At 54.0% G+C, this 21,587-nt stretch carries 20 protein-coding genes and 1 pseudogene; 12 read left to right on the top strand and 9 right to left on the bottom strand.

The window, feature by feature from the left end; genetic code table 11:
- Positions 1-19 precede the first annotated feature (19 nt).
- The 10 genes from J7J49_RS01285 to J7J49_RS01240 are packed head-to-tail and all read left to right on the top strand — an operon-like array spanning position 20 to position 15,534.
- Entirely contained in the window at positions 20-1,645 is a 1,626-nt protein-coding gene (locus tag J7J49_RS01285; RefSeq protein WP_215089599.1) for a hypothetical protein, read from the top strand.
- 27 nt (positions 1,646-1,672) lie between these two features.
- Positions 1,673-5,032, top strand: coding sequence for a phage tail tip fiber protein (locus J7J49_RS01280; protein WP_215089597.1), 3,360 nt, complete (start codon positions 1,673-1,675; stop codon positions 5,030-5,032).
- Positions 5,033-5,035: 3 nt separating this feature from the next.
- A complete protein-coding gene (locus tag J7J49_RS01275; protein ID WP_215089595.1) occupies positions 5,036-5,404 on the top strand; it encodes a hypothetical protein in 369 nt (122 codons plus the stop codon).
- Positions 5,391-5,762 carry a hypothetical protein gene (locus tag J7J49_RS01270; RefSeq protein WP_215089593.1) on the top strand — a complete coding sequence of 124 codons (372 nt, stop codon included), beginning with the start codon at positions 5,391-5,393 and terminating at the stop codon, positions 5,760-5,762. The genes J7J49_RS01275 and J7J49_RS01270 overlap by 14 nt, the downstream gene beginning before the upstream one ends.
- A gap of 30 nt (positions 5,763-5,792) precedes the next feature.
- Entirely contained in the window at positions 5,793-6,281 is a 489-nt protein-coding gene (locus J7J49_RS01265; RefSeq protein WP_215089591.1) for a hypothetical protein, read from the top strand.
- Positions 6,278-6,898, top strand: a complete 621-nt coding sequence (locus J7J49_RS01260; protein ID WP_215089589.1) for a hypothetical protein — start codon at positions 6,278-6,280, stop codon at positions 6,896-6,898. Before J7J49_RS01265 ends, J7J49_RS01260 begins: the two co-directional genes overlap by 4 nt.
- 4 nt (positions 6,899-6,902) lie before the next feature.
- Positions 6,903-7,379, top strand: a complete 477-nt coding sequence (locus J7J49_RS01255) for a hypothetical protein (protein WP_215089587.1) — start codon at positions 6,903-6,905, stop codon at positions 7,377-7,379.
- Complete coding sequence (locus tag J7J49_RS01250; RefSeq protein WP_215089585.1) at positions 7,376-7,615, top strand: hypothetical protein; 240 nt, start codon at positions 7,376-7,378, stop codon at positions 7,613-7,615. Before J7J49_RS01255 ends, J7J49_RS01250 begins: the two co-directional genes overlap by 4 nt.
- A 9-nt stretch (positions 7,616-7,624) precedes the next feature.
- Complete coding sequence (locus J7J49_RS01245; RefSeq protein ID WP_215089583.1) at positions 7,625-8,890, top strand: hypothetical protein; 1,266 nt, start codon at positions 7,625-7,627, stop codon at positions 8,888-8,890.
- Positions 8,891-8,907: 17 nt separating this feature from the next.
- The gene (locus tag J7J49_RS01240; protein WP_215089581.1) at positions 8,908-15,534 is read left to right on the top strand and encodes a pyrophosphatase-like OB fold-containing protein; all 6,627 of its coding nucleotides are present in this window, start codon (positions 8,908-8,910) and stop codon (positions 15,532-15,534) included.
- On the opposite strand, the gene J7J49_RS01235 is transcribed toward J7J49_RS01240, so the two are convergent.
- Both J7J49_RS01235 and J7J49_RS01230 read right to left on the bottom strand, forming a co-directional pair.
- The gene (locus J7J49_RS01235; protein ID WP_215089579.1) at positions 15,519-15,767 is read right to left on the bottom strand and encodes a hypothetical protein; all 249 of its coding nucleotides are present in this window, start codon (positions 15,765-15,767) and stop codon (positions 15,519-15,521) included. The two genes, J7J49_RS01240 and J7J49_RS01235, sit on opposite strands and share 16 nt — an antisense overlap.
- A gap of 87 nt (positions 15,768-15,854) precedes the next feature.
- Positions 15,855-16,520 carry a LexA family transcriptional regulator gene (locus J7J49_RS01230; RefSeq protein WP_215089577.1) on the bottom strand — a complete coding sequence of 222 codons (666 nt, stop codon included), beginning with the start codon at positions 16,518-16,520 and terminating at the stop codon, positions 15,855-15,857.
- A gap of 99 nt (positions 16,521-16,619) precedes the next feature.
- Between J7J49_RS01230 and J7J49_RS01225 the strand changes: the two genes are divergently transcribed.
- Together J7J49_RS01225 and J7J49_RS01220 are read left to right on the top strand one after the other, a co-directional pair.
- Positions 16,620-16,832: a hypothetical protein gene (locus J7J49_RS01225; protein ID WP_215089575.1), complete on the top strand. Its 213-nt coding sequence runs from the start codon at positions 16,620-16,622 to the stop codon at positions 16,830-16,832.
- Between the two features lie 31 nt (positions 16,833-16,863).
- Positions 16,864-17,880: a KilA-N domain-containing protein gene (locus tag J7J49_RS01220; RefSeq protein ID WP_215089573.1), complete on the top strand. Its 1,017-nt coding sequence runs from the start codon at positions 16,864-16,866 to the stop codon at positions 17,878-17,880.
- Positions 17,881-17,917: 37 nt separating this feature from the next.
- On the opposite strand, the gene J7J49_RS01215 is transcribed toward J7J49_RS01220, so the two are convergent.
- From J7J49_RS01215 to J7J49_RS01185, 7 genes and pseudogenes are all read right to left on the bottom strand, one after another.
- On the bottom strand, positions 17,918-18,226 hold the full coding sequence (locus tag J7J49_RS01215) for a hypothetical protein (RefSeq protein ID WP_215089571.1): 309 nt from the start codon (positions 18,224-18,226) through the stop codon (positions 17,918-17,920).
- Entirely contained in the window at positions 18,201-18,401 is a 201-nt protein-coding gene (locus J7J49_RS01210; protein ID WP_215089568.1) for a hypothetical protein, read from the bottom strand. The genes J7J49_RS01215 and J7J49_RS01210 overlap by 26 nt, the downstream gene beginning before the upstream one ends.
- 475 nt (positions 18,402-18,876) lie before the next feature.
- Entirely contained in the window at positions 18,877-19,032 is a 156-nt protein-coding gene (locus J7J49_RS22385) for a helix-turn-helix domain-containing protein (protein WP_251048086.1), read from the bottom strand.
- Positions 19,013-19,168: a hypothetical protein gene (locus tag J7J49_RS22380; RefSeq protein WP_251048085.1), complete on the bottom strand. Its 156-nt coding sequence runs from the start codon at positions 19,166-19,168 to the stop codon at positions 19,013-19,015. Before J7J49_RS22380 ends, J7J49_RS22385 begins: the two co-directional genes overlap by 20 nt.
- A gap of 608 nt (positions 19,169-19,776) precedes the next feature.
- Positions 19,777-20,259, bottom strand: a complete 483-nt coding sequence (locus J7J49_RS01195; protein ID WP_215089564.1) for a phosphate-starvation-inducible PsiE family protein — start codon at positions 20,257-20,259, stop codon at positions 19,777-19,779.
- A gap of 174 nt (positions 20,260-20,433) precedes the next feature.
- Positions 20,434-21,021, bottom strand: coding sequence for an NAD(P)H-dependent oxidoreductase (locus J7J49_RS01190; RefSeq protein ID WP_215089562.1), 588 nt, complete (start codon positions 21,019-21,021; stop codon positions 20,434-20,436).
- A gap of 364 nt (positions 21,022-21,385) precedes the next feature.
- Positions 21,386-21,582 (bottom strand): annotated as a pseudogene (locus J7J49_RS01185) (JAB domain-containing protein); the annotation flags it as partial.
- Positions 21,583-21,587 lie beyond the last annotated feature (5 nt).

Here is a 21,587-nt window from a genome sequence, read left to right as displayed (position 1 = left end):
TGCCTGAAAGGTGGAAAAATTGAAAATCCAACACAGCGCCTTTCGCGGCGAGTTGCCGATACTGGACGCCCGATTACTGCCAGAGAATAACGCTCAGCAGGCGCGAAACGTCTACCTGAAGCGCGGCACGTTAAAGCCTGAGCGTGCCGCGCTGGCCGTTGAATCGCTGGGGTCTGTTGCCAATCCGTCGACGCTTTACCGCTACCCCAGTGGTAATGACGGCGCTGGCTTCTGGTTGACGTGGGGGTTAGGGCGTAACGTGCATGTCGTGAAATCGCCGCTCGCCAACGATGCGTTCTCCCGCGTTTACTGGACAGGCGATGGCTTCCCTAAAATGGGCGGCATTAGCGATATCACGAGCGGCACGCCTCCCTATCCCGGTAGCAGCTATCGGCTAGGTGTTCCGGCGCCAAGTAGCGGGCCGTCTGCCTCAGCGCCAGAGGAGCGGTCACCCGTTAGCGAGCGGCCGCCTACCGTGCTAGAAACCTCGTATGTAGTCACGCTGATATCCGGTTTTGGCGAAGAGGGCGCACCCAGTGTTCCCAGTAATGTCATCGAGCGGTGGGACATGGTCGGCGGTGCGCCTGCGGGCGGGCAGGTCGAGCTCATGCTCCCGGGCATCCCCAGCGGTAGCTTTGATATTGTGGCCAAGCGCATTTATCGCGCAGAGTCAGGCGGTGTTTACCAGTACGTTGCGCAAGTGAACGCGTCAGCCAGTGAGTACACGGACAACATTACCAGCGCACAGCTCGGCCGCTCGCTGCCATCGGTTGAGTGGGACATGCCCGATGCTCGCCTAAAGGGTTTGACGGCTCTCCCTGGCGGCATTCTGGCGGGGTTCTTCGATAATACGCTGTGCTTTAGCGAGGCGTACCTACCGCACGCATGGCCAGTGGGTTTTCAACTGGCGTTTAAAGACAATATTGTTGCCATTGGTGCGACGTCGTCAGGCCTGATTGTGGCGACCCAGGGCCAGCCTTACCTTGTTAGCGGCTCTAGCCCAGAGGCGATGTCGCCCATGCAGCTCGATGTAGATCAGCCCTGCGTATCGGCTCGCTCGTTGGTAGATATGGGTGAATACGTTATCTACGCGGGGCATGAAGGGCTTGTCGCGGCCGGTGGTCGTGATGCTCGCGTGGTGACCGCCGAGGTGTTTAGCAAAGAACAATGGCAGGCGCTTAACCCCGGCACAATGCACGCCTATCGCTACGACGGGCGCTACCTAGCGTTTTATAACGGAGGCTGCATGGTGTTCACGCCAGGCGAAGGCGTCGAGTTCCTCGACATCAATGCAAGTGGCGGGTATTACGACATTGCGGCGGGCAAGCTTTACATCATCCAGAATAACGTTATCAAGGTTTGGGGTGACGGCGAGCTAATGACCTTCACTTGGAGGTCGCGCCTGCATGAAGTGCCGCCCGGCGGCGCCGGGTTTACCTGCGGCAAGCTGATCGCCTCCCAGTACCCTGTGAGGTTAATCCTTCGAGCCGATCAAAACACAGTGCTTGATGACGAGATTGATAGCCCGAGTATGTTCCGCCTCCCCGCGGGTTACACGCTCTGCCGTGACTGGGAATTAGAGATACAAGGCACTAATGAAGTGCAGTCCATACAGATCGCGACATCGCCTAGCGAATTGATTTAATCCTTTTTGGCTCACCGTGAGGTGCCCATGAACCGACGCCGTCGGACATTACCGCCAGTGCCGCCCAAGGCGCCGAGCGAGCTACGCCCCCTCATTGCCGCCATGACCGAGATACTGGAAACCGGTGAAGGCGTGCGAGGCGATCCGCTCGACCGCAAGGTTACGCTAAGGGATCTACTTGATAGTGGTATTGGTCGATTAAAGCCTGGCATGCCCCCGGGGCAGGATGGAAACCTCGACTCTGGTACTTTGCCACCAGCGCCTGATTTGAGTATCCCTCCCGCGCCGGCCGGTTTTGACGCCCAGGGCGGCTTTTACGGCATGATTAACCTGAGCTGGACAATACCGGGTCAGCAATACCGAAACCATGCGTTCACCAATATTTTTCGGAATGAAGAAGATAACTTTGCAAACGCAGAGGTTATTGGCCGCGAAGCCGGTGGCTTCTATACCGATTACGTGCGCGATGACGCTATCGATCCCGACGACCCGACAAAGCTAAAGGGATATTACTACTGGATTACGTTTACATCAGTTGCTGATATAGAAGGCCCGCCCAATAGCCCGAATGGCACCTATGCGGCGCCTATCGCCGACCTTGGGTATGTGATTGAGTTGCTAACCGGCGAGATCGATGCCGACGTATTGGCTCAATCGCTCAAGGAAGAAATTGAGAGAATCGGCACTATATCGGAAACGCTTAACGGCCCGGAGTCGCTGGACGGCACGGTAGCAAACCGGATAGCGGCCGAGCGTGAGGATCGTATAGCGGCGCTTGACGAAGAGCGTAGCGAGCGTCTTGAAGCGCTCACGTTTGAGGCTCAGGCGCGTGCGCAAGCGATTCAGGCCGAAACAGAAAACCGGACGACAGCTATTACACAAGCGGTAGAGCAGCTTGAGCTAGAGGATGGCTTGCTGGCTTTGCAGCAAAACGTAATGGCGGCTACCTATGATGCTAACGCCGCATCTATTTATTCCATGGCGCAGGTGCGCATCAACGACAACGAGGTGTTTGCCACACAGATAGACCAGTTGTTCGGCAGCTTTGAAGATAATCAGGCGCTGATTCTTGACGAGCGGCAGATACGGATAAATCAATACAGCTCATTAGCAACGCAAGTCGGCGTGCTGTCAGCGCGACTAGATTCGCGCCCATCGTTTAATTCCGGCTTCGAGCCAGGCGCCGATTATGATGCCTGGAGTGCCGCCAGCGGCAGCACCATTAGCGCGGTTACTGGCGATGTGCACAGCGGGCTGCAATCGGCACTAGTCACATCGACAAGCACAGCAAACCCAAATACGGGCGGCGTGCGTCGCGTCATTGCACCCGCCACCGCTGCTGAGTTTGCAGGTAATCAAATACGGTTAGCCGTTTACGCCGAGCGCCCCGCGACGGAAGCATCCGCCGAGTTTGCTTTGGCCTACCAAATCGCAGGGCAGGCTTCTCAGTGGTATCGATTCACACCCACCGCTGAGTGGTCTTTCTTTGATGTCGTGATTGATGTTCCTGCAGGCTCTGGTGGTGAAGAACATGCCATTGCCATTTGGGGGGATACCTCCGGTGGTGGTGGGGGCGTAAAGGTAGATCGCGCGCTGGCCACTTTTGCAGAAACAGATATTCCGGAAGTGACGGCAGCCATTGAGCAGATCCAGCAAGCCCTGGTCGACCAAGAGCAGGCTGTCGCCAGCGAGTTGCAGGCATTTCTATCCCGCCTTGATGAAAACACGGCCTCCATTGAGCAAGAAACTGAAACCCGATCCACGCAATACGATGCGCTGGCTAGCAGTATTACGACGCTAACAGCTCAGACGGAGACGAATACAGCCGACATCGTTGCAGAGCGTGAGGCGTGGTCGTCGGCGGTCGAGGCGGTGGCGACGGATGTTCAGGGTCTTATGGCGGCCGTAGGTGATGACGTTGTGCTCATCACAGATGAGTCTCGTGCCAGGGCAGCAGAAGACGAACTGCTAGCATCTATTCAGCGCGTGATGTCCGCTTCGCGTGGCGCTTCGTCTGCGACGTTTTACGGCCTAGAGGAAGTACGCTCGACCGACGCTCAAGCAACGGCGCAGAGGATCGACGGCATTCAAGTAGCGCTAGGCGATGCCCAAGCTGCATTCGAAGATGAAATCAACCTACTGGCAAGCAAAGACCAAGCACTCAGCAGCAGGGTGACAACGCTACAGTCAGAGCTTGATACGGGTATTGCGGTCGTTAGGCAAGAAGCGCAGACGGAAGTGTCGCGGCTAGATGGCCGCATAACCAGCCAAGCCTCGCAAATCAATACCGTGCAATCGAGCCTTGAAGAGGATGTAGCAAGCGTACAAACCACCATGAACACTCAGATTGAGCGCGTGGATGGTGAGCTGGTGGCCATCGGTGCGCGCTATACGGCACAGGTTCAGGTTAACGGGCTGGTTGGTGGTTTTGGCGTCTATAACGATGGCACCCAGGTCGACGCAGGTTTTGACGTTGACCGTTTTTGGATAGGACGCACAAACAGCGATAAGCGTAAGCCTTTTATAGTGCAGGGCGGAACCGTTTATATTGATACAGCCTTTGTTCGAAACGGCTCCATTCAAGAAGGCCAGCTAGGCCCTATCACTATCGGCAAGCTGTTCTTGAACGACGGTACGCCGGTGACCACCGTGGGTGGGTTAATACGCGCCGACGCCATTGATGTAGATAACCTCAGTGTTGCCGAGGCGGCTAGGTTTTACGGCAATGTGCAGTCCGGTAACTTCGTTACAGGGTCAAGCGGCTGGAGAATACTTCAAAACGGAAACGTTGAGTTCAATCAAGGGCAGTTCAACGGCACGGTCAATATAGGCAATGTGTCGGGTGCGGGTGCGCTAGCTGAAAAAAACGGGCTTAACTACGAAGAGCTATCCGGCTCTACGGCGCCCATCGTGCTAGAGCGCGCTAACTCTGCTCACCTTCGTGTTAACGACTGGACGCGGCCAACGTCTACCCGCATCGACGGTAACAAGATTTTCACAGGAGATGCGTATGTGGACACGCTGCAAATCAAAGGGCAGGCAGTCACCATCCCGGTCTCAACTGCCGAATCTGGTGTGATACAGATACCCAGCACAGAAACCAGTATTGAAATACTGCGTGCTGTTGTAAGCGCAAGCGGTGCCAACGTTCTTGTATCTGTTTCATTTGGCGCGTACTCGGTTGGTGGTGTCAGTGCTAATTATCGCATTGAGGTTCGTCGGAATGGTGTGCTTGTCGTTATTCGACCCGGCGGTATCGGGCCTAACTCGATCAATGCCCATGTAGGCGGCCTTAATTCCGGCATATCTATTTTTACTGTGCATATTATTGGCTACAGCGTACGCATCGAAGGGCGTTCTCTGGGGCTAATGGCAACCCTGAGGTGATCAATGGAAGACGATCTTTATTTTTACGCGCTTGCGATGTCTGACGGACGTATTCGTGGCGTGACAACGGGCCCATACCTCTACGTACGGTGCGATGAAACCGTCAATGACGTCACTCACTACGTCGACGTCGCCACCGGCGAAATTCAGCTAAAACGCGGGTTGGAATTTGAGCTAACAACGGGGGGCTTAACCGTCACTCTCACCGGCTTGCCCGCGGGGATGAGCGTTGAAACCAATGGCACGAACACTGAGACCGATGATGCCCCGCTAGTGATTACGTATGACGTGCCCGGCACGTATGCAATCACGCTCAGCGGCCACGTTGAGTATCTAGATGACACCTTGGAGGTGGTAGTTGGCGACGCTTAACGCAAGCACGTTCAAGAGCCGCGCCGATGCTGAAGCTCGCTATCTGTCGTTGATTGATGCCGCCGCCGCCGAGGTTCGCAGCATAGACCCTGCTCAAGAAGTGGTCTACCAGCGTAAACTGACCGAAGCTATACAGGGTCATGGCTCACTGATTGAAGCAGAGGCGGTAGCCATCGGCGCCGACGTCGCTGAGGTAGCTGCTGCTGTTGTGAGCAAACGAGACGCCTGGGAAAATTATATTCACATCGTAGAAGTAAAGCGCATCAAGGCGAAGTCGGACGTGCGCAGCGCGTCTACGCCAGCCGCTATGCACCAGGTGGTAAAAGCCTTCAGACAAGAGCTAACCCTGCTACAATAACCCTTTAATTTGCCCACCGTGAGGTGCGCCATGCCCCGCCAGAATGAAGCTACGTTTTTGCGTAGCGTATTGCAGAATAACGAAGCGGCTGCCAGCTTTTGCGAGATGCTGTTTCGTATATCCCAAACCCTTGACGACCTAATCGATAAAGATAAGCCGGTGACCGATGCCGTGCTGATTCGTACGTTCTGGGAAGCGCTGATCGAGCTGCCCGCCAACCCCTTCTATCGTCAACACGAACCCTACCTTCGACCGCTCATGGCCAGCGCCCTACAGGACTGGCGTGATAGTGCGTGCCTGGAGCGTTCGGACAGCTACCACTACAAAACCCTGGCCTTTGTGCTCCGTGACCAGCTGACCGGCATGGTGACTCAGTGCGCCTATCTGATTGGTGGCTATGAGTGGATGAACAAAGTCAGCCTTTCTATTCGCGACCATTTCCACGAAGACTCGCTTGAAGCTTACTTAAATGGCTTTGCTCAGCCAGCAGAGCCCGTTAAAAAGGAAGTCGACCTATGAGCGGTGGCGGAGGCGGTAGCAGCAAAATCAAGGACACGCCTGAGCAACGCCAGCTTGCCGAGGTGGCGGCAGAAAAGTGGAACTATGCCCAGGAGAACTTGGCGCCGATTGAGAACGCCTACATGGAAAGCGTGGGCGATATGACCAGCGATGCCAACATGAGCTACATCGCAGGCCGTACGCTGCAAAGCCAGCAGCAGGCAGTAAGCGATGCGAGTCAACAAGTGGGCATGCAGTTAGGTCAATCAGGTGTCGATCCTTCTAGCGGCCGCTACCAAACGGCTATGAGCGATATTGCGTTGGGTGGTGCCAGTGCCGGGGGTGAGACGTTGGGGCGCGCCCAATTCGAGCAAGAGAATCAGCAGATTCAAGGCCTGCAAAACATTGTTGCTATCGGCCAAGGCGAAAGCGGCCAAGCTCAAGCCGGGCTTGCGGGCGTCGCCGCGCAGTCGGCGCAGGATGCACGGCAGTCTGCGGCTACTCAATTCAACCGACGCAGCGCCAACCTGCAGCTTCTTGGCCAGGTCGCGGGCGCCGGTACCGCGAACTACCTCAACCAGCCCAGCCAGCCTCAAGGCTTGAATCTCTACGACCAAGTAAACACAGGTGGGGTATAGCGCTATGCAATATCAGCCCACGCTAGGCCAAATCAACTACGCGCCTTCGGAAGTCGCACAGACCCGGGTAGATCCCAACCAGGCAATGCGCGGTGACCAAGGCGCGTCGGCGCTATTAGGTCAGCTCAACCGCGCCCAATGGGCAGATTGGAAGAACCGCTTCGCGCCCTACGTAGACGAGCTGGCCCGCGTTGCCCAGGACAACAATGCCCCCGGCGCCGCTGCCACGAATGCCAGTAATGCGGTGGGTTTGGCCTACGATAACAGTCAGCAAGGGCTTGCCCAGCAGCGGCAATCGTATGGCGTCACACAGACTCCTCAGCAGAAAGCAGCCGAGGAACGCCGCACGAGCATCGAGCGCAGCGCCTCGATGGTCAGCGCAGGCAATGAGGCGCGCATTTCGGCCCACGATCGTCAGCAATCCATTCTCGCCGGTGGCATGGGCCTCTCCAACATTCCCGACCGAGTGATGAACCAATGAGCTACGGATTACTAGGGCTGCGTCAGCAAATGGAAGGCGAGGCCATGCAAGGGCTGAGCGATCTAGCCGGACAGCAACGGCAAGCCAAGATGCAAGAAGACCAGATGCAGCAGGCTGAGCGCACCCAGACGATGGGAGCCGTCGGTACCGGTGCTGGCATTGGCATGATGGCAGGCGGGCCGGTGGGTGCCGCTATTGGCGCAGGCGTTGGCTTCTTGGCCAGCTCAATTTTCTAGGAGACGAACATGGCAGGATTAGACACGCGTGGCCTAGGAGATGGCTTTCTGTCTGGCTTTCAGGTGATGAGCCAACACCAGCGCGGCCAAAAGGCGGATGAGCGCGCCGATCAGCAAATGGGCATGCAGCAAGAGCGCATGGACATGCAACGCGAGCAGTTCGATACACAGCAGGAAGACGTGACGCGTCAGCGTGATATGGAAAACATTCAGTTCACGCTCGGCAAGATCGGCTCAGGCATGGAGGTTGGCGAAGACGAGCTGGAAACGCTGCGCAAATACCCCAAGTTCTGGTCGGCGCTCGACCCCGAGACCGACAACTCAATTAACCAGGCTATGTCTGTGATCGACCCCAATACCTCAGTCGATGCCAACGACCCTGAAAGCCTGGCAGCGCTTAACCAGATGTTTGGCGCCGAGATTAACCGTGGTGACGGTGGGCAAAAGCGTGTGGTCGGCATGTACCCGGCACCCGATGGCCAGAGCGTAGCGCTTGAGCTTGAGGTGGTGGGCGAAGACGGCAATACCTACCGCGCGCCGATGACCGAGGGTCGCGGCACCGCCGACGATGACTTGGTGAAGTACGTGCCGGTTGAAAAGCTGGTCGAGCAAGTCCAAGGGATGCGGATGCTCCGCAACACCATGCGCTCACCGGAAGCCCAGCAGCGCGCAACGCAAGTGCTTGGCCTGCTGCGTGGCGACAGCAATGAACGGTGGGAGCAAGTGGAAGGCCCCGGCGGGTCGATACTGCAGCGCAATTCCAGAACCGGTGAAACCAAACAGGTGCTTGGCCGCGCGCCGCAAGCAAGAGCCGGAAGCGGTAGAGCGCCTAGCCGTATTCAGGAGGCAGAAGAGCTCGTTACGCGTGGTGTTTATGACACCTTTGCAGAAGCTTATGAGGTCGTGCGGGCAAGGGCCGGGCAAAATAACACCGCAGCAAATGCGCGGGATGAGCTGGACTACGAGCGCGATCAGTTAGATGGGATTATGGAGACCCTCAATGATCGCGCTGTGCGTAATAGCTTGAGTACAGAAGAGATTGAATTCTACGAAGAAAAGGCTAAGGAAATTCGCGCTCGTATTCCGGAACTTGAGCAAAGGGCGTTTAACCGGCAGCCAGCACCCGCCCCAGCGCCTCGCGTATCTCCGCCACCGGCGCAAGACAATGGCGGTGAACTGCCATCTCAGCGAGAGCGCGGCTTAATGCCTGGTCCATCGCCTAGCGAAGCGTCTGAGGAAGATCCGGCTGCCGCTATTTTGAACAAGTACTTCTAACCACGAAGGAGCCGCGTGTGAACGCCGCCGAAAATCGTACCCCGCCAAAATGGACGGATATTGCCAACGATCCCGATTTCCAAGCCGCTGATTGGCAAACAAAGCAGCGTGTGCGAGGCGAGTTCTATCGCCGCGCTATTGAGCCTGAAGTGCCTGAGTCACTACGGGCAGATGTACAAGGGCAATTCTTTACCCGTACTGAGGCGGACGTTTTCGGAGAGCGCGATAAAAAGCCTAGCGCTGAAGAAAGCCCAGCAGATACTCCAAATCTGGCGAGCAATGCGCTACGCAACGCAGGCGAGCGCGGCCTTGATTTGGCGGGCAACGCGCTGCAGTTCGTGGGCAACACAGCAGACCGTGGAGAGCAGGCGATTACTGACGCGCTTGGAGGCATCAATCCCGGTGTGATTGGTGGCAGCGTAGACGAGATGCGTGAGCGTGGGTACGAGCCAGACATTGCGTTAGGCGGCTTCGGCCTAGACTTCACCATGCGCGCCAAGCCAGAGGACACCAGCACCGGACTTATCGATACAGGACAAGCGGTTGAAGACATTGGCTTAGGCTACCAGCCTAACTACACGATTGATCGCGCTCTGGATGAGCCAAGCCTTAAAACACTCGCAGGCGCTGCTGCAGAACAAGGCCCGGCGGCACTGGCCGACATGGCGGCACTAGTGGTCAACTTGCCAGCGTATCTGGCAGCACGCACACAAGAAATTGGCGAGGCCCGCGTTACAAACGATGGCCGCGAAGGGATGCCAGAGGGTCGCGACTATGCAGTATCTGGCCCCACGGCCGCCGCCTCGGTGCTGCTGGATCGCTTTGCGCTCAGCCGCTTGTTGCCAGGCGGGAAAAATGCGGTGACCAGTGCGCGTCAAATCCCTGGCGCCATTGGTCGGGCTGCCGGTACGGAGGGCGTTACGGAAGCGATTCAAGAGGGCGGCATTGAGTACGCGGGCGAATCCGTAGGCACTGAGTCGGGATGGGATCCGGTGACCGCCGGTCGTCGTGCTGCCGGTGGTGTAATTGTGGGCGCGCCCACAGGCGGGGCAGTGCGCGGCGGCACTGCCGTCATGGAGTTGAGCGGCAACAACCAGCAGGGAGGCGGGGAGACAGAAACAGCCCCATCCCCTGTTGAACCGAGTGCGCCCGCTGAAGGTGCGGCCCCTTCTCCCGAAGCTGAAACCGCCAATATTGAGGCGGTAGGCACCGCTGCCGAGCTAATTGCCAAACCTCGCTTCGAGCTTTCTTCCGCTGAGCGCGAGGTGCGTGACTCAATCAGCTACGGCGATGCGTTTAAGGCTCTGCGTGCGGCGGCTGAAGAGCGTGGCGATAGTGACGCCGTTGCTGAGCTAGACGCTGTTAGTGGCGAGGTTTCAGCCGCGCTCGAAGCCGAAACCATGGCGCGTGCACGCAATGATAGCGAAGCCCTTACGCCCATTCGTGAGCAGCTGCAAAGCGCTTCCGAGCGGTTCACGCGTGTAATGGATCGGCTAAATGCGCCCGACTCAACAACCGAGGCCAGTCAGGCACAGAATAGCGAAGACGGCAATGCAGAGTGGGAAAACGCATGGCGTGAGCAAGCCGCAGAAGACGGTATTGCGGACTATGATCCCAATGCCAACCTGCCGGACACCACCATTGATATTGACGGCCAGCAATCAGAAGCGGCCGCTGTGCAGGATTCGGTAGTGCCTGAGCCTGCCGTTGCGGAAATCAACGCCAGCGATCTAGCGGCGGAAGCCGATATAGGTGTGGATGCAGTTGCCGACATCGAACGCGCTGCCATGGAGACGAATCCCGAGCCTACGCCAGCTCAGGCGGAGGCGGGCAACTACCGGAAAGGCAAAATCCAGCTTAACGGTTTCGATATAGCTATTGAAAACCCCAAGGGCTCTACGCGCCGCGGCACGGATCCGGAAGGTCGCCCGTGGGAAAGCAGCATGGCTCACCATTACGGCGACATCAAAGGCACCAAAGCCGCTGATGGCGATAACCTTGATGTATTTATTGGCGATAATCCTGGCTCACAGCGCGCTTATATCATTGACCAGATCAATGCAGACGGCACCTATGATGAAGCCAAAATCATGCTCGGCTTCGATTCACTGGAGCAAGCGCGCCAGGGGTATCTAGCCAACTATGATGAGGGCTGGAACGGGCTGGGCAGCATCAATGAAATGTCCGTTGACGAGCTAAAAACGTGGACGCGGGAAGGAGCGACAGACAAGCCTTACGGAGATATTCAGGCCCAGCCCAAGCCCGTGGAAACCGGTCGCGAACAATCGCCCGTTGACGAAATAGCAACCGGCATGCAGGTGGTTCATAACGGCCAGCCTCACACAATAGCCGATGTTATTACGCATCCAACGGCAGGGCGTAGATTGGTGTCATTTGAGGACGCGCCCAATAACTATGTTTTTGAAGATGACGTAAGCCCGGCTGCGACGCCAGAGGAAAGCCAGCAGGCGGCCGCTGCCGAGGCAGCGCCAGAGCCCGCGGCACAGCCAGCACCTACCCTTAAACCTGACGGAAAGCCTTTTCAGACGCGCCGTGCCGCTGAGCTATCTAAGCGCTTTCGCGAAACACCGAATGCCACACCTGTTGAAGTAGAGGGTGGGTGGGGATTCACGACATCGATGAATACCGAATTGGACGCCGCTCAACCAGCAGGTCAGCAATCTGCTAGCCAAGGCGTGGCGATGGACAATGCTCCTGAGCCAAGTCAATCCTCACCTAAACCCGAGGAAACCCAGCCCACTCAGGCCCAGGGCGAACCAGCCGCTCCTGCGCCCAGTGCGCCACGCCCAGCATCCAAACCCACTAAGTCACGCAAGCCTGCGACGCTAACGCCTCGCCAGCAGCGCGTAAGCGACGCTTTCGGCGGCGCAACCATTGGCGATACGATCAACCTATTGACCGATGTTGGTTACTCCAAGGCGGGTAACGCCTACACCATCGACTCCATCAACAAGGACGGCACGCTTCAGGCCACGAATGTAGAGCGTGGCAGTTCGGTACTTATTAGTCAGGGTGAGTGGACGTCGGCATCTCGGCGCACTAAGGCGCCTATTGCTGAGGTCGTTAAGCCAAGCACCTCAGAGACTGCAGCAAGCCAAACCGATGCTAATGCTCCGGTATCTGATGAGATGAGTTCATCAGCTAGCGCTGAAACCGAGTCAAGCCAGCAGCCGGAAGATCAAAGATATTCTGTCAGCCAGGGCGACTCACGTCTTGTAAACCGCAAGGACATAGAGGAGGCCTTGGCGGGCTCGCCTGAATTGGCCGATGTTACTGTGATCCAGTCGACCACTGACTTGCCCACGCAGTCACTTTTAATGATGGCCATGCAGGGCGTGAATCCCAAGGATGTGCGCGGCCTGTATGTGGGCGATAAACTTTACGTGATTGCTGATAACGTTGATAGCGTGCAGGACGGGATAAAAACAGCGATACATGAAGCCGTTGGCCATAAGGGAATTAGAGGCGTGTTAGGGGAAGAGCTGAAGCCGGTAATGCGGCAGGTGTATCGAACACTACCTATGGATAAGCGCGGGAGAGAGGCACTTAATGAGGTGCTTGAAAGCTATCCCTTCCTTGATCAAAGCAATCCAGAGCATCAGTTGACGATTGCTGAAGAGATGATCGCACATCTGACTGAGAAAGGCTGGAGCCCTAGCCCGGTTAAGCGTGCTGTGGCGAAAGTCCGCGAGCTACTGCGCCGCCTCTTTCCTAAAATGAAATGGACTGATGCCGATGTTATGGCGCTTTCCAGGCAATCCCGTAAATGGTTAAGCGACCAACAAGTAAGCGCGCAGGGCGGGACTGATGCGGACATACGATTCTCCATGTCCACTCCTCCCGGCGGAAATTTTGACCCAAATGACAGCACTAACTTTTCTCTGCCGGATGAGTCGCTAAAGCAAGCTGCCCTTAGAAAGATGGCAGACAAAATGAATCGATTAAAAATCACTCAGGATGCTATTAAAAAAGCAGGCGGAAATATCAATGAAGATAATGATGTTTACTTGGCGGAAGAGTTGTTCCACGGAAAAACAGAGCGCGATCTGAATGAGCTAAGCCGCAATTACGTCGAGAAGCTAGCGAAACAAATGGCGATTCGCGGCATTCAGCAGGAAGAGTTAGACGCCTACCTCTATGCCCGCCACGCGCCAGAGCGAAACGCCCGGATTGCCGAACGCAATCCTAATGATTCCAAGTACGCAGACGGCGGCTCAGGCATGACTAATGCTGAAGCCGCCGCCATTATGCAAGAGGCTGAAACTAGTGGCAAAAGGCTGCGACTGGAACGCCTTGCTGCAATAGTGGATGACATGCTGGCTCATCGCCGCGAAATAATCCGCGAAGGCGGCCTTGAGAGCAATGAAACACTTGACGCCTGGGATGCAAGCTATGACTACTACGTGCCGTTAAAAGGTTGGGCGAATGACGAGGATATTCCGGTAGGTCAAGATGGATCTGGGCGGATGCGATCAGGGCGCGGCTATGAAATTAGCGGTCGAGAAACTAAAACAGCGCTTGGCCGCCTTTCTAAAGCAGCTTCACCATCTACGCAAGCGATTGTTGATACAACCGAATCAGTTATCCGTAAGCGTAAAAATGAAGTAGGTAATGCTCTGCTTTCGCTCATCACAGACAATCCTAATCCTGCTTTATGGCAAGTATTTACCAACAGCAACCCGGACACTCAGCGCACTAAAGTTGAAAAAGTCGACCCTGACACCGGTGAAAAGCGCATTGAAGTGGTAGATCGCCCCGTAGCAATGGAAATGAATGAGCGCTACTTTAAAACCAAGAAAGCGGGTCGCACGTTCTATATCAAGATCAACGACCAGCGTTTGCTTAACGCGATGCGTAATGTCGGCCCAGAGCAGAATAATATGCTTGTGCGCACCGCTGCGGCTGGAACGCGCGCGCTATCCGCAATGATGACCAGCTATAGCCCTGAATTCATGACAACCAATTTTGCCCGCGATATTCAGACGGCCTTGCTCAACATTGCCGCCGAGCAAACGCGCGACGACGGCAAGATAAAAGGCAAGAAGATGGCTAGGCAAACAGCCAGAGATGTTCCGCGTGCAATGAAAGCCGCTTACCGGGGGCTAACAAGCCCTGGTGCGCAGCGAAACACCGAGTGGGATCGCTGGTTTGATGAATTTATCGAGGATGGAGCTAAAACAGGCTACTTCGATATGAAAGATTTAGCCGGACAGGCTAAAGAAATCAAAAGCATCATGGGGCGCGCGAATGGCGGCACCTTGGGCAATATGCTGAAAACAAAAAAAGCGGTGGCTGACTTCGTGGAAAATATGAACGGCTCGGTTGAGAACGCGGTACGCTTGTCGGCTTATGTGAATGCGCGCAGGTCGGGCATTAGCCGCAAGAAAGCCGCCAGCCTGGCTAAAAATCTGACGGTCAATTTTAACCGCAGGGGTGAGGCGGGTACTGCACTAAATGCCGCTTATATGTTCGCCAACGCTTCTATCCAGGGCACTATGAACGTTGCCCGCACCATGATCACGGTAAAAGACACGCCTGTAGGCGGAAACCGCATGAACATTTGGGGGCGGATGAACCTAGCCCAGAAATCTGCAGTTGGCATGGCGATTGGTAGTTATGCGCTGGCTATGTTCAATCGTATGATGTCGGACGAAGATGATGACGGAGAGCTGTTCTATGACAAGATCCCTAGTCACGTTAAAGAGCGCAACCTGATCATTATGACGAGCGGCAAAGATTACGTGCGAATCCCCTTGCCATACGGGTATAACGTGTTTTCTAACATAGGCACGTATGCGGAGTCGGTGATGGCGGGCAAATCATCGCTAACAGAAGCAAGCAAAAATATGACGCTAGCCATTCTCGGAAGCTTCTCGCCTATTGGCTTCCAGGATTCAGAAGACACGTCCAACCTGGTTATGAAAAACCTGACACCTACATTGCTAGGGTCGGTTACCCAGGTGGCGGTTAATGAAGACTTTGCTGGTCGCGTGATCTTCAAAGAGAATTTCCCGTTCGGCACGCCAAAACCTGACAGCGCGCTCGCCTTCCGGTCTACGCCATCGGCGTACCAGGATTTTGCGCAGTACATTAACAAGCTAACTCGCGGTAGCGAGTACCGCTCAGGCGGTGTTGACGTTAGTCCTGACGTATTGCAACACGTCGTTAACTACTATGGCGGCGGCGCTTGGTCGTTTACTGAGAAAGTAGCAGATAGCATTAAGCGCACCGCAACCGGAGAGACCATTGATCCGCACCGGATACCCTTTGTCGGGCGGTTCCGTTCAGAGGTTAACGAGTATGGTGATATTCAAACGTTTTATGAGCGCCGCACAGAGGTAGGGCAACTGCATGAAGAGTTTATCAATCTGCCCAGAGAAGAAGCGCGCAGCTTCTATGATGAGCATGGCGGAAAGATCGGTTTGTTCGACATGGCTAAAGATCTTGAAGGAACATTAACCGACCTGCGTAAAGTTCGCGACGCCATCGAGGCCGATGATCGGCTTACAACCGAAGAACGCGATGAGCAGCTTGATGAAATCGAGGAAGCTATGGATAGCGAGGTGGACTTTTTTAACTTGCTTTACAACCAGGCCGAAGGTACGACTCAATCTGAGAAGTAGTGTTTCTTTTCAAGGTATTGCAGCCGCTCTAATCGGCGGCTGTTTTTTTTCCATTCCTCATCTTCCAGATGTAGCCAAAACACTGGAGCGACCATAAACACACACACCACGATAAACACGGGCGCTTTAAGCCACCAAGGCGCGAACTGTAAATCATCATGCCACCATGACATCACGAAAAAAGCACCAATATAGGACTGGGCTAATAAGATAAATTTCACTGCATTGAGCATAGCTTATCTCCTCATTAGAGCCTGTGAGCAGGCTGCCCTATGGTGTCGGAAAGATTAACTCTTATGGTAAGCAAGTGCGAGGGCCTGCTATTGCTCCTCGTTATTCTGCCTTTGGTTCAGCCTGTAATAAATCTGCATAACAACCACGCCAATAACTCTTCCTGATTTTTCAGCTATTGTCGCTGGATACTGTGCATTTAGCGGAACCAGAGCCATCCTTCCATGCGACTCTAATGACAGTCTGCCAAACATAGGTTCGTCAAGGGATAAGTCTGGAAAGGCGACAACGTCATCCCCGCTCTGAGGGGAGATGTCTGGATCAACCACAATGATAGAGCCGGGCGGGTAGTCTGGCGCCATGCTTAGGCCGTGCACAAACAAAGCAAATGCGTTGTGACTAATCCAGCTAGGCCCGTACACATAACTATCTCTAGGGCCAATGAATTTAGCACTGGCCTCAGCCCATGTGGCTAGAGGTATGCTTCTCGGTGCAGAGTCTTTGCCATGCTCCAGCGTCTTGGCTATCTCAAAGTCTGATTCGTCATCACCGTATAACAGCCAATCCTTGGATTTTCCCAATACAAAGGCGAGCCTTTGTATTGTGTTTGCTCGAGGTGAAGACTTGCCACTTTCGTATAGAGAGATTTGTCTTTGGCTGAGGTCTGCTTTTTCGGCTAATTCTGCTTGATGCATACCTAATGAAATTCTAAGAAATTTCAAGCGGGTAGCCATGTCATATGGCGAATGATGCATTAACTTACCTCGTATGTAGTAATTTATGCTTGAATAAGTACATATATGTAGCTACATTTGTTCATGCAAGGCCAGTCGCATAAACATAGAGGTGTTCATATGCATAAATCCACCACTTCACCAACGTCGATTCGCTTAAAGCCGGAGGAGGCTGAGCGTATCCGCGCCGCGGGTGATGAAAATTGCCGCTCACTTACCGCCGAGCTTCGATATCGAGCTTTGGCGTGGGACGAAATGAAGATTCGTGCCGAAAGATCTGAGCAAGCATTATACAAAATGCTGCTGGGCGGCCAGGCCCAGCAGCGCAGCTAAAAACTTCCCTTTGCACAGGAGTTCCTTAACCATGGAACAGTTTACTATTAAGCCCCAAACTTGCAACTTTGATAATAAACTCCCCGTTATCGCCGGGCATGAGATCACTACCGACGAGCACGGTCGTTTCAACCTGAATGCTATCCATCGAGCTAGCAGGGCTGGGCGGCAAAAACGTCCTTCCTACTGGATCGCTACTAAGCAAGCTCAAGAGCTAATCAACGAGGTAAAATCCCAAAGTGCAAATTTACACTTCGGGCATTCTGAGCAAAGCCCAGATTCAGGCTTTGGCGATTCAGACCAAGACAAGAATTCTTGTCTTGCCCCTATTCACGCTTATCATGGCGGGGCAACTCCCGGCACCTTTGCCCACGAACTCCTAGCCATCAGCTACGCTGGCTGGATCAGCCCTAAGTTTCAGCTTCAAGTCAATCAGGTGTTTTTGGACTACCGCATGGGCAAACTACAACAAGCCGAAGCACGGCCCGCTTATGAGGCCCTACCAAACCCTCTTACCCCAGCCCACCAGCGCGGCATCCAAAAAGCGGTTGGGCGCCGCTGCTTTAATTTCCCCGAGCCAGCGCGCCCGAAAGCGTATAAGCGCATCTACTCGCATTTAAAGGATCGCTTCGGTGTGGCTAAGTATGACCAGATTCCCGACGAGCGTTATACCGAGGCGTTAGGCGCGGTCGAGTCATACTCATTTAGCGGCGACTTCCTGGAGGCAGAGGCGTTACCTGAAACCAAGCAGGTTAAGGTACTGGATCTCGATGCTTGGCTGGATATGAACTACTACATCAAACACCGGCAAATGGACTCACGGCGCTTGCTGATCACGCCTAAATTCCTAATAGATTCGGAGTATAACTCTCCCACTCTTCGGCTAGTCAAAGAAATGGAGGCGGAAGGGCACAGCCTGGAAGCATGCCGTTTAGAAGTGCTTAGCTTGCGACACCACCTATCAAGCTGCATTAGTAAATTAGAGCAAATGATGGGTATTGCTCAGGGTATCAACGGGCAAGCAGTGAGCTTTGCCCGCCACCACTAATAGACGATTCCAAACTAGCCGCCTACGGGCGGCTTTTTTAAGGATCAAACCTTCTCGCCTTCCTTCCTACCTCAGCGCCTTGATCGCGTGCTCTCCGCCATACACCTTCCAGAATCATATCAGTACGACGCAACAGAAACAGGGTAGAGCCTGGCGTCAGCGCGTCGCTACTATCCAGCCCTAAAGGCTTGCACCGTCCACTATAGAGATACCCACGATAAAGAACGTGATACTCGATCAGGATATTCATGGGGAAGCCTTTGCGCAGATTCTTCCAGCCACGGCGCTCCAGCGCTTTTCGCCAAAGCGTGGCGCGGTATCTACTGGCCTCGGTTTCGTCGCTCATCGGCCAGATCGTCCAGGCGCTCGATAAAGGGAGGCTTCGGCACACTGATGCCGGTCAGCTCCTCAAGCCGTGCAGCCGCTTCTCTGCGCACGCGAAGGTTGGGCCGGTCGCGCAGGCGTGTGATCAGCTCTTCATCGGTGAGTTTTCTACGGAAGTATTCGGCGGGGGTTTCCATGAGGGCTCCTGAATTTTTTATTCAGGATAGCAGGGTAGGTGTAATGCGAGGAAGGAGGCAGGCAGAACGCTCAGGCAGTGCGGCTGCCTGAAAGCTCTGTGATGAGATTGTGAGCGCGTCACCTTTGCTGACGTGATGAACAGCACGTTATGCGCCGTTGCTATGGCTAAATCACGTTGCACCCAGCAGATAACTCTATATATATCAGTTGGTTAAATTAATCATCGGCATGGCTTCGGTGTCTTGAAAACCGGCATAGGTTAATAGCCTATCCAGGGTTCGAATCCCTGTCCCTCCGCCACCTTATCTTCTAAAGCCCCGTTTTTACGGGGCTTTTTTAGTTTTTAGGCCTTGCGATTGCTGCCTAATAGCCTTTCCATAGAATGCACCGGTCTTTCACTGTGTTCAGAATGTGTCTGGGAATTCTGAATTACCTCTGCCCAGGCGTGGTTCATACCGCGATTTCCTAACCTCATTAAGAGAGATCAGTCAGCGCTTCAGGGTGTTTTTCAGCGACTCGTAGCAGTGTACGTGCAGTGCCGGTAGGTACACGGCGGCCTTGTTCCCAACCACGAAGCGTGCCAAGGCTTACGTCCAGCAGCTTAGCAAACTCACCTTGAGAGCCCCCCATGCGATGGCAGAATTTCTGCGGCCTTGGGTACTTCTACTTGCGTCTCGCGAGCTGCTTTGCCTTGCTTCATTTGGCGAACGGATGCTAGCAGCGTATTGCCAAGCTCTTCACCGGTCATAAAGTCATCAGTTTGCATCTTCAATCTCCTCTTTAATCTGCTTGAGGATGTGAGAGGGGATCTTCCCACGTACTGATTTAGCATATATCACCAACGGCCAACTCTTTCCATACGGTAAGCAGTTGTAATTAATGACACGTACGCCGCCACTTTCCCTTTACCCTGCAGCTTCCAATGCACCTTTCGGCACCCACCTGATCCTAGGATAACATCACCAGCTTCGGGGTTTTTTTGCTAACCACTCGAAGAAGGCTGTTCTTTCAGCTTCACTCCAAAGTGAATACGCTTTGGTGCGGCGCATCGTGTGCGTGCCATACACTGACGCATCTAAACCTATTTAGGTAACCCATGCTTTCATGATACGGGCATATTGGCGTGTTGAAAGATGCTTTGCGCTATTGATGCGGCGGGGAAACAAGAAGTCTTCGTTTCTAAGTTGAGCAAGCTGTATCCATTCCATAATTGCAATACGCGTTTGCTCAGTTATTTCGAACTGGACAGGTCGATGCGTTTTTTGGTGCATCACGATGGCTCGTGGGGATTACCAAGTAATTTGCACCTCATCAAGAAGTCATTCCATTCCTAGTGCAGTAATTCACCTTAACGCATATTTTCGCAGCCACTTTTCAGTGGCTGCTTGGCTTGCCTACCAGCCAGTGAGTGATGCCGAGTGAAAGTACGATGGCTGCTATGCCTAGCATCTCTACGGGAGTAACCACGTTAATGTCCAGTATGATAACCTTTCTGGCTATGGCCATCAGAGCTGTGGCGACTACTAGCCTAATCGGCAAAATGTTGGTTCCCAGATACAGTCGGATATTGATAAATATCTCAACAGCAATCAGTACCACCATAAAGGCACCGAAAATAACAAAGAAGTCTTTCACTTCAAACAGAAAAAAAGGTGGTGCGATAAATTTGCTGTAAAGGACGTATACGACGTCAAATACGCTCCAGATAATTACCAGCACCATCAGCACTGCCAATACTTTGACGGTAAAACGGATAACCAGGTGCAAGCGCCGAATCAGCGGGTCTTCATGTTCAGAGGGAAGTTCATCATGCAGCAACTGGGGCAGTTTATTTTTATCATTACTCTTGTTTTCCATCACGGAATCCTCTGACACAAAACCACTTCGCCTGATGCCCCGGTGCTTTGTAATTCGCCAGGTTAATGGATTTCTCCAAAGACAGCGTCCTCATACATACTCGTTGGTCATCAAAAAGCTATTGAGTGGCCAGTGATGCTTAAGGCTTCGAGAAGAGAAATTTCCACTGCCGGTCTATTTGGCTTCAGACCCGAGCTCCTGCAGCTTACGGAACCACTCGTTGCGTTTCTTATCACTCATTGTTTCTACACCACCGATCAGCGTCTCACGAACGGGAGAGAAGCCAACAAAGCCGAGGATGTTGCGCTCCAGCGATTTGACGCTGTGAGCCCGATAGAGATGACGATAGATAACCGCTGGCATGCCCATGGTCACCACTATTCGAGCTGAGCGTCCGGTCAGTCCCTTTTTCCCCATCGGATTGCCAGCCACGTATTCGAAGGCAAAGCCTGGGCGTAGCGATTGTTCCAAGAATGCTTTGACCAGAGCCGGCATGTCGCCAAGCCACAGAGGAAAGATTAGCACTAGGTGTTGGCACCAGCCGATGGACTCCTGCGCCGCCGTCAGGGAAGGTGGAAGAGGTGCCGTTTGCCACTCCTGCTGGCTGCGCAGAAGAGGAAAGTCCAAGGAGGCGAGCTCAATCAGACGCACCTCATGGCTCTTGGCCTGGGCGCTTTCACAGTAGTGTTTAGCAAAAGAGTGGCAAAGGTGCGTCTTACTGGCATCGGGGTGGCCCTGCAGGATCAGTATTCGCTGGCTCATGTTAGCGGGTTCTCGCTGCAAGCAGAGTAATAGGGGACGCATTGGTTAGGCGGTAATTAATCAGGCTTGTTGCTTACTGCTATTTAATCTAGCAATGCTTATTGTGCAGTGCAATATGGTTTTTTGTAATGCTTTGGATCCCAAGTTGAAAATAGTTCGAAATGCTTAAGTTTATCTACAGTGGAATAATTAGACGGCCCATGATGAACCGTTTTTACTTGGAAACAGTAGTGTCAATAAGAGGGATTAGGTGGGATTAAGCATATGTGCACAAATGCTGAAAGACCGCTGTTGCCCGTTTGCTGCAATGACGAAAAAATAAAGCCGGTTTCACGGATGGAACTGCCTCGTTGGCAGCTCCATGTTATTCAGGCATGCCTCTATAAATACCCATCTCAGCAAATGACTTACAACCATCACTCCCAACTACACATGATCAATCACCTGTATTTCAATTAAGCCAAGCACCTCCTCCAGGCGCTCGGTAATGCGTCGATCTGCATCGCTAGGCTCAGAATCACCGCTGGGGTGGTTATGCACCAAAATAACAGCGGCGGCGTTATTGG

The organism is Halomonas sp. ISL-56, assembly GCF_018612805.1.
Classification (GTDB): Bacteria; Pseudomonadota; Gammaproteobacteria; order Pseudomonadales; family Halomonadaceae; genus Vreelandella.
This window is presented reverse-complemented; position numbering and strand designations above follow the sequence as displayed.